Below are 10,940 nucleotides of genomic sequence, written 5' to 3' on the forward strand. Positions count from 1 at the left end.
CATAGCATCTATTGAAAAGTAGTGAGGCTTTTAGAAAAAGTTGTTGATGGTTGTTGGTTGATTGTTGTTTGTTGTTCCAGACAACTACCAACTAACAACGATCCAGACGAAGACCTCACAAATTAAGTTAGATTGCTAAATGCCACTATTTGCTGGTTAGGAAGGGTATTTTGTAGTTTGCGATCGTTTACAACCATGATTCTAAAAACACAATTTTCTTGCTGACAGCAAGCCTTGTATAGAGTGGCCCCTTCTGTTAGAATCCAATATATTACTAGGATTAAATACTTATCAGCAGCAATTTAGGTTCAGTAAGACGGGTAACAATCACTACTGTTTTGTCTACCCGTCAGATGTCTATTGGTGCTGCCGAGTATCAAGAACGCAAGACAAACTAAAGGGGTAAACTCCTGGCTCAAGTCTGCAGGTGTGAAAAATTATTGATTGACTCATCTTTAGCAACATAGAGGAGATTTATGACAAATAAACCGGATCGCGTGGTATTGATTGGAGTAGCCGGAGACTCTGGGTGCGGTAAATCTACGTTTTTGCGTCGTCTTACAGATTTATTTGGTGAAGAATTAATGACAGTCATCTGTTTGGATGACTATCATTCACTGGATAGAAAGCAGCGCAAAGAAACAGGAATAACTGCACTCGACCCCAGAGCCAACAATTTTGACCTGATGTATGAGCAGATCAAAGCGCTCAAAGAAGGTCAATCAATAATGAAGCCGATTTATAACCACGAAACCGGCACAATTGATCCTCCAGAGCTAGTAGAACCGAATCACATTGTCGTGATTGAGGGGTTACATCCTCTATATGATGAGCGTGTGCGATCGCTAATTGACTTCAGCGTCTATTTTGATATTAGCGATGAAGTAAAAATTGCCTGGAAAATCCAGCGAGATATGGCAGAACGCGGCCACCGCTACGAAGATGTCTTAGCTCAAATCAACTCCCGCAAACCTGATTTTCAAAAGTACATTGAACCACAAAGAGAATTTGCCGATGTAGTTCTCCAAGTATTACCTACCAACTTAATTAAAGAAGACAAAGAGCGTAAAGTCCTGCGGGTACGGATGCTACAGCGGGAAGGAAAAGAAGGCTTCGCGCCGGTTTATCTGTTTGATGAAGGCTCTACAATCCACTGGACTCCCTGCGGACGTAAGCTAACCTGCTCCTATCCCGGTATGCAACTGTATTACGGTTCGGATGTGTATTACGGTCGCTACGTTTCTGTTCTAGAGGTAGATGGTCAATTTGACAACCTGGACGAAGTAATTTACATCGAAACTCACTTGAGCAACACATCTACCAAGTACCAAGGTGAAATGACTCATTTGCTACTCCAGCACCGCGAGTATCCTGGTTCCAATAATGGTACTGGTTTGTTCCAAGTGTTGACAGGATTAAAAATGCGTGCTACCTACGAGCGCTTAACCGCAAAGGAAGCAAAAATGGCGATTCAAGTTTAGAGCAACAGTGTTTGTGTCAAATGTCCAGGGGGCACTGTTGTGTCCCTCTTTTTTTATGGATTAATTTAGACAGAGATGATACTAGCACAACAATAAGTACCAGTTGTATTTATTTTTTAAAGAAAATCATTAATAATAAACGATTTTGATGAAGTAAGTATGTTTATTAACTGCTGATTGTGAAAATATTGTTATGATTTCAGATTGAAGTAGCTAGACTAAATGGCAACATTTAGTCAGCCTGCTCACATTTAAAGGAGGAGTTGAATTTGTCTAAACGTTATTTATTTACCTCCGAGTCAGTGACCGAAGGCCATCCAGATAAAATCTGCGATCAAATCTCAGATGCCATTCTAGATGCCCTGCTCACACAAGACCAGAGTAGCCGTGTCGCGGCTGAGGTTGTTGTTAACACTGGCTTAGTGCTAATCACTGGTGAAATTACCAGCAAAGCCAGCGTCAATTACGTCAATATTGCCCGCAAGAAAATTGCTGAAATTGGCTACACTGATGCTGTAAATGGCTTCTGCTCTAACAGTTGCTCAGTACTAGTAGCTTTGGACGAACAATCACCTGATATTGCTCAAGGTGTGAATACTGCCCACGAAGCCCGTCAGGATAGTGAGCAAACATTTGACAAGATTGGTGCTGGCGACCAAGGTATCATGTTTGGCTTCGCTTGTAACGAAACGCCAGAACTGATGCCCTTGCCCATCAGCCTTGCCCATCGCATTGCTCGCCGACTAGCAGCAGTCCGCAAGACTGGTCAATTGTCATACCTGCGCCCCGATGGCAAAACTCAAGTAACCGTTCTTTATGAAGACGGACGCCCGATTGGTATTGATACCATCCTAGTTTCGACGCAGCATACACCGACCATTGGTGATATTACCGACGAAGCAGAAGTACAAGCCAAGATTAAAAAAGACCTCTGGTCAGCGGTAGTTGAACCCGTGTTTGGAGATCTAGACGTCAAGCCGGATGAAAATACCCGGTTTTTGGTCAACCCCACTGGCAAATTCGTCATTGGTGGCCCGCAGGGAGACTCTGGTCTAACTGGACGTAAAATCATTGTCGATACCTACGGTGGTTATTCCCGACATGGTGGTGGAGCCTTTTCTGGTAAAGACCCCACCAAAGTAGACCGCAGCGCTGCCTATGCTTGTCGCTATGCAGCAAAAAATATTGTTGCCGCAGGGTTGGCAGAAAAATGCGAAGTTCAGTTAAGTTACGCCATTGGTGTAGCGCGACCGGTAAGCATTTTCGTCGATACTTTTGGCACTGGCAAAGTTGATGACGAAACCTTGCTGGATTTAATCAAAGAACATTTTGAACTGCGTCCGGCGGGAATTATTCACGCCTTTAATTTACGTAAACTGCCAAGTGAAAGAGGCGGACGTTTTTATCAGGACGTCGCGGCTTACGGTCACTTTGGACGGACAGATTTAGAACTGCCCTGGGAGCGTACCGATAAGGCTGAATTGCTGAAGCAAGCAGTCAGCAAACAACTTTCAACAGCTGCGATCGCCTAATCATCTAAACTTAGAGAGACGCGCCATGGCGCGTCTCTACATTATATGTACCGCTGGAAACAACAAGTTAAAAAACTTAAGAAAGAAACTTATGCTATTGCCCTTGCCTGTAAAGATTCCAGAGTTCCTTGGTATGCAAAGGTATTAGCTGCGATCGTCGTTACCTATGCTCTCAGTCCTATTGACTTAATACCAGACTTTATTCCTGTCCTCGGTTATTTAGATGATTTAGTATTAGTGCCTTTGGGCATCATTTTGGTACTGCGAATGATTCCACCGGCAGTAATGGCAGAATGTCGGGAAAAAGCAGAAAAAACTATCAATCAAGTCACCCCTGGTAGTCGCATAGCAGCAGTGGTAGTTGTAACAATCTGGCTGCTTGTGGGGGTTTTTGCCGTTATTTGGATAGGTAAGATTTCCTAAGGTTAAAGTTTTTTTAGAATTACACTAAAAAGTGATAAATTCTAGTTTATCTTTCAAAGTAAGGACATTATCTACGCCCTAAAATAGCTGACAGCAATGAGAGGAAAGCTAGTCTTGCTCAAAAAGTCGGCCGTCGTGAATCCTTCAAAAAGTCTGCGAGGTTACGTTTCATAAATCTGTTGGGTGCGCCTTCCGATAAGTTAAAGTAGGATATAATCTCTGTGCTTGAACACTAATAGTCATAGCAGACTAATTGTTTTTGCTGTTGTGTTGCTTTAGTTTGTCAAAAGTTTACATATATAAAAACTGCTTAAATATCATTAGGGTTATGCAAACTATATTAGTGAGCGGAGATTTACTCTTGTTATAAAAGAAGATAATGTTGGTGAAAATCATCAGTAGAAGTGGTTTTCCTGCCTACACTCAGATGGTAACTTTGGCGGGAGGGCAAGGAGATTTGAGGGATGCAAACTCAAAAGCCAACCGCTGTTGACAGCAGTTCAGAAAACAAAAAAGTGTCAGCCAACGATCCCTCTAACGACGACGAACTCCCGACCATAGAATTTCCCTCGCGAGGGAAACTTAAAGCCAGTTCTTGGCGCATTCATCAAAAGATTGGTTATGGCTACTTTTTAGCAATTGGAATTGGCTTTTTCGGCTCACTGGCTGGGTTGGTAGTTGCTAACTATTATCGCGGACGAGAAATCAGGCAATTAAATCATGCCCAATTCCAAACACAAATGCTGGCTAATTACAAAGATGCCATTGTCGGCGCACAATTGCAGAGCGCCAATTTGCCTGCCGTAGTAGAATATCCAGAAAGGCTTGCGAATAGAAGAGCAAAATTTCTCGAAAATATTGAGAAAACAAAGAAAATAGAAAATCAAATTATGGATTTTCTAGAAAGCAAGCCAAAGCGGTTTGCATTGGCAGCAAGCGAAGCTTCTCTACAAGCTTTATTGCGGGATTACGCAACTAATTTAGACTCCTACGTTCGGCAAATAGAGTCAATCTTACAACCAGTAGATAATCAGCCACTACAGCCACAGCAAGCATCCGCAGTCCAGGAGGAATTGTTGGCTGTTCTACGTGGTGAAACAGCGGCGCGATTAGATCAATCGTATCAAACATTGAGCAATAACCTGCAAGTGGCCGAACAGCAAGAGCAGGCACTTAAAAACGATGTAGACCGGTCAAAAGGAATTGAAAGATCGATAGTCATAGCTAGTATGCTCTTATCGGTGGGGATTGCTGCCATTATTGCTTGGCGTACTTCTCGGGCGATCGCCGATCCAGTCATTACCGTTACTCAAGTTGCTGAACAGGTGGCGCGAAAATCTAATTTTGATTTACGAGCGCCTATTACCACCGAAGATGAAATTGGGTTACTAGCCAAATCTCTCAACCGCCTGATTGAGCAAGTATCTAAGCATACCAAAGAACTCGAACAAGCTAAAGAATTAGCAGAAGCAGCTAACAAGGCAAAAAGTCAGTTTTTGGCGAATATTAGCCACGAATTACGCACACCGTTGAATGCCATTATCGGTTTGAGCCAACTGCTGCAAGATGATGCTGCTGATATGGGTTTAGCAGAAGATGTCATCGGCGATCTCGATTCTATCAATTCTGCTGGTAGACATCTTTTGACATTGATTAACGACATCCTTGACTTGTCGAAAATCGAAGCGGGGAAAATGACTTTTTACCCAGAGACATTTGACCTCGTCATGTTGATTAATAATGTCGTCCTGACAGTCAAACCGTTAATCGAGAAAAATGGCAATGTCTTAGAAGTTGATTACGAGCAAGAATTAGGCATAATGCATACCGATCAGACTAAGCTGAGGCAGGTGCTTTACAACTTGCTCAGTAACGCTGCTAAGTTTACAACTAACGGTAGGGTGACGCTGAATGTGAAGAGAGAAAAATTTTATTCCCCAGGAGAAGAACCCAGTGAAATCATCATTTTCACTGTGACCGATTCGGGCATTGGTATGTCTACAAAGCAACAGCAGCAATTGTTTCAACCCTTTACGCAAGGGGATGCTTCAACTACGAAAAAGTATGGCGGTACTGGGTTGGGTTTGGCAATCAGCCGCCATTTTTGCCATATGATGGGTGGTGAGATTTTTGTTAAAAGCGAGCAGGGAGTTGGGTCTATTTTCACTGTACGACTACCGCTTGTTGCCAGAGAGTAAGTTGTTAATAAATTCACAAGCGCGATCGCATAATAGCAATCATCCAATACTAGCCTTGTATCGTCCACTTGGCTAAGGTTTTCACGGTGGAGTGGAGATAAGTTACAGTACAAGTATATCTGTTAAAAAATTTATGATAAATTGACGCTAATTATGCAAAATTATACCTTGAAACAAGCTATTGATAAACATGACGAGGTTTTTGAAAAAGCTTCAATTGAGCCAGTTTTATTGACTCAGGAATCACAACCCAGTCATGTACTTATGTCGGCTGATACTTATCAGCAATTAATGAATCGCATTGAAGAATTAGAAGATATGCTTTTAGGCCAAACTGCGGAAAAGGCGAGAAAAAACTATAACATGGTAGGAGTCGAAGAATTCACATCCGCCCTTCAACGTTTGGCAAATGGCGAAGCTTGATGGTCTAGAAACAGTTCTTGATTTTCTCAATGGTTTGCAACCAAAAATTGCTGCTCAAATTGCTAAAAAGGTATTGTCACTGAATGTTGATCCCTTACCATCTGATAGCAAGCAATTATCAGGCTATCCTAGTTATTATCGGGTTGATAGTGGTGAATACCGAATTGTTTACCGCTTCATTCCAGAAGATGATTTAGTAGAAGTAATTTTAGTCGGCAAGCGCAATGATGATGATATTTACAAAAAATTAACTCGCTTGCTAGGGTAGTTTTAAGTTTAGTCAAATTATAACGAAAGCAAAAAATTGTGAGATAGTTGGCTTTCTTTGTGTTTATCTCACGTATCTGCTAATGCTATTTATACTTGTAGCGATCGCATAATTAAAGGTTTCTAAACAAGTCATCAACTGATTGGATTTAGGGTGCGTTAGTGAAACGTAACGCACCCTACTGGCGCGGCAAGGCTAAAATGTTGCATTATAGCTTTCTTGTGGGATGGGCTTCTAGCCCGTCCGGTGCGGACAAGATGTCCACACCACAAGATTTATATTTATGCACTAAATTAGTCCGGTCACGCCACTACTTGTTTAATTCGTCAGAGCGAATGGCGGATATTGCTGCAACACATGCTTTAAATACTGCCCAGTATACGACTTAGGATTCTTTGCTACTTCTTCTGGTGTACCTTTGGCAATCACTTCTCCGCCTTTATCGCCACCTTCTGGCCCTAAATCTATTACCCAGTCAGCACAACGAATTACATCTAAATTGTGTTCAATCACTAAAATTGAATTACCTTTATCTACCAATCTTTGCAACACATCTAACAATTTGTGGACATCGTAAAACGATAATCCTGTTGTTGGTTCATCGATTAAATAAAGTGTTTTTCCTGTCGCACGGCGTGATAATTCTGTGGCTAATTTCACCCGCTGCGCTTCTCCACCAGATAAGGTAGTGGCTGGTTGTCCAAGTTGAATGTAACCCAACCCCACATCTACCAAAGTTTGCAGGCGGGTGAAAGCTTTAGGAATATTTTTGAAAAACTCTAAAGCTTCTTCAACAGTCATATTCAAAACATCAGCAATAGACTTGTCTTTGTACTTTACTTGCAATGTTTCGCGGTTATATCTTGCACCTTTACACACCTCACATTGCACGTAAACATCTGGCAGAAAATTCATTTCAATAACATTCACACCTTGTCCGCTGCAAGCTTCGCAACGTCCACCTTTGACGTTGAAAGAAAATTGTCCAGGTTTATAACCTCTTGCTTTAGCTTCTACTGTTTGAGAAAAAACTTCGCGAATTACATCAAAGACACCTGTATAAGTTGCTGGATTTGAACGTGGTGTTCTACCAATGGGAGATTGATCAATGACTATGGCTTTATCAATTACATTTAGTCCTTTAATTGCATCGATTTCTTTAGGAAAAGGAACTTTACGAGTAAGATGATGTTGCAGTGCTGGGTAGAGTAATTCGTTAATTAAGGTCGATTTTCCAGAACCAGAAACACCTGTAACAGCAACAAGTTTACCCAGTGGAATTTCCACATCTATATTTTTTAAGTTGTTGCGATGGGCGTTTTTGATCGTCAAACTCAGCCCATTTCCTTCTCTTCTGGTGGCAGGAGTTTGAATTACTTGCCTTCCTGACAAATACGCGCCTGTCAGTGAATTTTCTGCTTCTAGCAACGCCTGCAAATTACCTTGGGCGATAATATTTCCGCCGTGAATTCCTGCACCCGGGCCAATATCAACTATATAATCAGCAGCACGAATCGTTTCTTCATCATGCTCTACCACAATTAATGTATTGCCCAAATCGCGCAATTTAGTTAAAGTTCGCAGCAACCGCCCATTATCTCGTTGATGCAATCCAATACTCGGCTCATCTAAAACGTACAATACTCCGGTCAACCCAGAACCGATTTGTGTTGCCAAACGAATTCGCTGTGCTTCTCCACCAGAAAGTGTCATCGCCGGACGGTCAAGACTTAAATAATCTAACCCGACATCTAGGAGAAATTGCAATCTTGCCTTGATTTCTCTTAATACTAAATCGGCAATTTGCATTTGACGATCGCTCAACTTTAACTTATCAATCCTCTCCCGACTTTCCCGAATTGACTCCCCTGTCAAATCTAAAATTCTATACTGTCCCAACCGCACCGCTAACGCTTCCGGTTTCAACCGCTTCCCCTTACACACAGGACAAGCTTGATCTATTAAATACTGTTCCAATTTTTGCTTGATTAATTCCGAAGCCCCCTCATATTGTCTTTGCAATATGGGAATTACTCCTCGAAAAATCTTCTTCTGGGCTTCTGCTGTGTGTTCTTCTCCATGTAAAATTATCTGCCGCTGTTCTTGTGTCAACTTATTCCACTGCGTCTGCAATTCAAACCCGTAAGCTTGCCCTACACCGTATAGCAATTCTAAATAATAAGAATTTTCCTTTTCTGACCAAGGTGCGATCGCTGCATAAACAGGTGCTTCTGGATCGGGTACTACCAACTCCGGCGAGAATGTTCTTAAACTGCCGATGCCATGACAATGAGGACAAGCACCATAAGGGGAGTTAAACGAGAACAATCGCGGCGATAATTCCTCCATGACTGCGCCGTGTTCCGGACAAGCAAAATTTTCTGAAAAGACTAATTCTTGTTGGTTGGTTGTTGGTTGTTGGTTGTTGGTTGTTGATTGGGTGGAATCGGAGGGGGGAGTAAATAAAATTACTGCTATTCCTTCAGATAGTTTTAAACAAGTGGACAGTGAATCGACTAAACGCTCTTGAATGCCGTCTTTTTTCACCAGACGGTCTATGACCACTTCAATAGTATGAGTAAAATTTTTATCTAATTCAATTGCATCAGATAGTTCTCGCACCTCGCCATCGATGCGGACACGCACAAAACCTTGGGAAGCGAGACTGGATAACAGCTTTTTATGAGTGCCTTTTTTACCGCGCACGACGGGTGCGAGGATTTGGAAGCGAGTGCGATCGCCCAATTCCATAATCCTGTCTACCATTTCATCGATGGTTTGAGGGGCAATACAGCGATCGCAGATTGGACAATGGGGTTCTCCCGCCCGTCCAAATAACAAGCGCAGATAGTCGTAAATCTCTGTCACCGTTCCCACTGTCGAACGGGGGTTATGGGAGGTAGACTTTTGGTCAATGGAAATTGCTGGACTTAACCCTTCAATTGACTCGACATCCGGTTTGTCTATCTGACCTAAAAATTGCCGGGCGTAGGCGCTGAGGGATTCCACGTAGCGGCGCTGTCCTTCGGCAAAGATGGTGTCAAACGCCAAAGAAGACTTGCCAGAACCAGAAACGCCAGTAAAGACGATGAGGCGATCGCGTGGCAAGTCCAAATCAATATTTTTTAGGTTATGCTGCCTTGCTCCCCGAATCCGGATTGTATTTTGGTTGTTGGGGTTAATTTGGGGAAGATGTCCATTCAAGGACGCAGCTAGCTTTTGTTCTGACATATCGGCAAGCTAATGAATATGTGGCAGCGCTAAACAGTCCTTAATAATACTATCGTTGTCGTAGTAGAACAATAGTACTGTTGGAAGTGGTAATTTTACACCTGTTGAGAGGGCGATCGCCAGAATTCATGCCGCAGACATAGTTCACGATCTGCTAATTTAAAAGCATAATTTTTGCAAGTCCTGCTGAGATTACAGGTGGAGTAATGTTCTAATTTCTACTTGAGAGAGTCTGACTATCAACGGTGTTCAAACGTCTGCTGCATTGGGGTTGTTAGCTGGTGCTGTGTGCTGCTGTAACCACTCTACAAATGCCTCACGCCCTAACTCACCGGAAGCTATTGCCAACACAATATACTCCTGTTCATCTACGGAAGCACTAATTTGCATCCCATTTAGAATCAGAAAAGTTTCTACTGCTGCATGACCTGTACGCTTGTTGCCATCCACAAACGGATGGTTCATGATGATAGAAAACCCCAACGCTGCTGCTTTCTCAAGCAAACCTGGGTACAGTTCTTTGCCATCAAAGGTCATTCGAGGTTGAGCGATCGCTGACTCCAATGAACCCACATCTCGGATACCTAACGCTCCACCAGATTGCTCAATGACCCTACGATGCAGTTCTAAAACCTCAATTAACGTCAAAAAGCGTATCATGCTAAGCGTCGATACAGTTCAGCATTCTTCGTTAGCACGTAATTGGCTGCATTAACAAACTCACTCTTTTGAGAATTGAGCCAATCTTCCAGGCTTGCCTTCAAGAGAACTTCGATCGCAATTCCATGCACGCTTGCTAAGTCTTGTAGCTTTTGAAATTGGCTATCTGAAAGATCAATCGTGACAGAAGTCATAGTGTCGCTCCCCTAGTATTTCTGAGTAAAGTTTACCACTCGCAACTGACTGAAAAGCCTGCTGAACAGACCAACTGAATCTCATTTCTTCATTTTCTAATCCATCAAAATGTGTTCTTGCTTGTGCTAATGATTTATTATGGACAAGACACAGAGCTTGAATCTCTTTTTTAAAGGGAATGTTACTCAAATATTTATCAACGAATTCAGATGCCTTGTCAGTATGGTGTGAATAAATTTGTGCAGGAGTATAGCCCCCATGAGGCTTCATACCTACATCATGAACTTGAGTAAAGACACCTACAACAAAAACTTCTTCTGGAGTTAGCCTATTCTTTAAAATTGGCGCGTATGCTTCTGTTAAATAAGACAAAGTTTGTTTAGCATGATGCACAGAATCGTGACTGTAAGCAGTTATCAGAAAAATGGGTTTAAAACCTCGCCCTTCTAGGGCGACTTTACTTTTGTATGCCTTTAGTTTACCATAGTAGATATAGTTTGGTAAGCACAGTGTTAAAAGCCTACAAGTA

The 10,940-nt window shown here is 42.3% G+C and carries 10 protein-coding genes; 6 read left to right on the top strand and 4 right to left on the bottom strand.

Translation table 11 applies throughout. The features are described from left to right. The first annotated feature begins 476 nt into the window (after window positions 1–476). The 6 genes from HXY43_RS16040 to HXY43_RS16065 all read left to right on the top strand — a co-directional run bounded on the left by HXY43_RS16040 (window position 477) and on the right by HXY43_RS16065 (window position 6,325). The gene (locus HXY43_RS16040; protein WP_026733812.1) at window positions 477–1,481 is read left to right on the top strand and encodes a phosphoribulokinase; all 1,005 of its coding nucleotides are present in this window, start codon (window positions 477–479) and stop codon (window positions 1,479–1,481) included. Between the two features lie 269 nt (window positions 1,482–1,750). Next, window positions 1,751–3,013 (top strand): methionine adenosyltransferase, encoded by a 1,263-nt coding sequence (metK, locus tag HXY43_RS16045; RefSeq protein ID WP_290884537.1) that lies wholly within the window; start codon window positions 1,751–1,753, stop codon window positions 3,011–3,013. 45 nt (window positions 3,014–3,058) lie between these two features. Further along, a complete protein-coding gene (locus HXY43_RS16050) occupies window positions 3,059–3,436 on the top strand; it encodes a YkvA family protein (RefSeq protein ID WP_290884540.1) in 378 nt (125 codons plus the stop codon). Between the two features lie 464 nt (window positions 3,437–3,900). Beyond that, window positions 3,901–5,634, top strand: a complete 1,734-nt coding sequence (locus tag HXY43_RS16055; RefSeq protein ID WP_290884543.1) for an ATP-binding protein — start codon at window positions 3,901–3,903, stop codon at window positions 5,632–5,634. A 153-nt stretch (window positions 5,635–5,787) separates the two neighbouring features. Next, window positions 5,788–6,057 carry a prevent-host-death protein gene (locus tag HXY43_RS16060; protein WP_290884546.1) on the top strand — a complete coding sequence of 90 codons (270 nt, stop codon included), beginning with the start codon at window positions 5,788–5,790 and terminating at the stop codon, window positions 6,055–6,057. Further along, a complete protein-coding gene (locus HXY43_RS16065; protein ID WP_290884549.1) occupies window positions 6,044–6,325 on the top strand; it encodes a type II toxin-antitoxin system RelE/ParE family toxin in 282 nt (93 codons plus the stop codon). Before HXY43_RS16060 ends, HXY43_RS16065 begins: the two co-directional genes overlap by 14 nt. Window positions 6,326–6,643: 318 nt before the next feature. On the opposite strand, the gene uvrA is transcribed toward HXY43_RS16065, so the two are convergent. The 4 genes from uvrA to HXY43_RS16085 all read right to left on the bottom strand — a co-directional run. Further along, on the bottom strand, window positions 6,644–9,556 hold the full coding sequence (gene uvrA, locus HXY43_RS16070; protein ID WP_290884553.1) for an excinuclease ABC subunit UvrA: 2,913 nt from the start codon (window positions 9,554–9,556) through the stop codon (window positions 6,644–6,646). A 249-nt stretch (window positions 9,557–9,805) separates the two neighbouring features. Beyond that, complete coding sequence (locus HXY43_RS16075; protein ID WP_290884556.1) at window positions 9,806–10,216, bottom strand: type II toxin-antitoxin system death-on-curing family toxin; 411 nt, start codon at window positions 10,214–10,216, stop codon at window positions 9,806–9,808. Then, complete coding sequence (locus tag HXY43_RS16080) at window positions 10,213–10,410, bottom strand: DNA-binding protein (RefSeq protein WP_290884559.1); 198 nt, start codon at window positions 10,408–10,410, stop codon at window positions 10,213–10,215. The genes HXY43_RS16075 and HXY43_RS16080 overlap by 4 nt, the downstream gene beginning before the upstream one ends. Then, a partial coding sequence (locus HXY43_RS16085) for a hypothetical protein (protein ID WP_290884562.1) occupies window positions 10,391–10,940 on the bottom strand: 550 nt, incomplete at its 5' end. The genes HXY43_RS16080 and HXY43_RS16085, both read right to left, overlap by 20 nt.

Origin of the sequence: Fischerella sp. (assembly GCF_013388695.1) — a bacterium.
In the GTDB taxonomy this organism is placed as follows: domain Bacteria; phylum Cyanobacteriota; class Cyanobacteriia; order Cyanobacteriales; family Nostocaceae; genus PCC9605.

Bases quoted from the DNA above. Each gene is read 5' to 3' on its own strand.
- HXY43_RS16040 (WP_026733812.1), top strand. From the start codon at position 477: ATGACAAATAAACCGGATCGCGTGGTATTGATTGGAGTAGCCGGAGAC.
- HXY43_RS16050 (WP_290884540.1), top strand. From the start codon at position 3,059: ATGTACCGCTGGAAACAACAAGTTAAAAAACTTAAGAAAGAAACTTAT.
- HXY43_RS16055 (WP_290884543.1), top strand. From the start codon at position 3,901: ATGCAAACTCAAAAGCCAACCGCTGTTGACAGCAGTTCAGAAAACAAA.
- HXY43_RS16060 (WP_290884546.1), top strand. From the start codon at position 5,788: ATGCAAAATTATACCTTGAAACAAGCTATTGATAAACATGACGAGGTT.
- HXY43_RS16065 (WP_290884549.1), top strand. From the start codon at position 6,044: ATGGCGAAGCTTGATGGTCTAGAAACAGTTCTTGATTTTCTCAATGGT.
- uvrA (WP_290884553.1), bottom strand. From the start codon at position 9,556: ATGTCAGAACAAAAGCTAGCTGCGTCCTTGAATGGACATCTTCCCCAA.
- HXY43_RS16075 (WP_290884556.1), bottom strand. From the start codon at position 10,216: ATGATACGCTTTTTGACGTTAATTGAGGTTTTAGAACTGCATCGTAGG.
- HXY43_RS16080 (WP_290884559.1), bottom strand. From the start codon at position 10,410: ATGACTTCTGTCACGATTGATCTTTCAGATAGCCAATTTCAAAAGCTA.